Source organism: Streptomyces sp. NTH33, assembly GCF_003236365.1.
Taxonomy (GTDB): Bacteria; Actinomycetota; Actinomycetes; order Streptomycetales; family Streptomycetaceae; genus Streptomyces.
On the sequence record NZ_POTZ01001069.1, the window covers coordinates 1 to 631 of the forward strand.

At 70.5% G+C, this 631-nt stretch carries 1 protein-coding gene; it reads left to right on the forward strand.

What is annotated here, in order from left to right; translation table 11 throughout:
- Nucleotides 1-631: phosphoenolpyruvate carboxylase (locus C1I97_RS38500; RefSeq protein WP_146608479.1), on the forward strand; the 631-nt coding region annotated here is incomplete at both ends.

Sequence of the window (631 nt, forward strand, 5' to 3'; positions counted from 1 at the left end):
CCGCCGGAGCCAAGACCCTCGGCGTCTTCGAGACCGCTCTGCGAGCCCTGAACGTCTTCGGACCCGAAGTCATCGAGTCCTACATCATCTCCATGTGCCAGGGCGCCGACGACGTCTTCGCCGCCGCCGTACTGGCCAGGGAAGCCGGCCTCGTCGACCTGCACGCCGGCTGGGCCAGGATCGGCATCGTGCCGCTCCTGGAGACCACCGACGAGCTGAAGGCCGCCGACACCATCCTCGAGGACATGCTCGCCGACCCCTCCTACCGGCGCCTGGTCGCCCTCCGCGGCGACGTCCAGGAGGTCATGCTCGGCTACTCCGACTCCTCCAAGTTCGGCGGCATCACCACCAGCCAGTGGGAGATCCACCGCGCCCAGCGCCGCCTGCGCGACGTCGCCCACCGCTACGGCGTACGCCTGCGCCTCTTCCACGGCCGCGGCGGCACCGTCGGCCGCGGCGGCGGCCCCACCCACGACGCCATCCTCGCCCAGCCCTGGGGCACCCTCGAAGGCGAGATCAAGGTCACCGAACAGGGCGAGGTCATCTCCGACAAGTACCTCATCCCCTCCCTCGCCCGGGAGAACCTCGAACTGACCGTCGCGGCCACCCTGCAGGCCTCCGCCCTGCACAC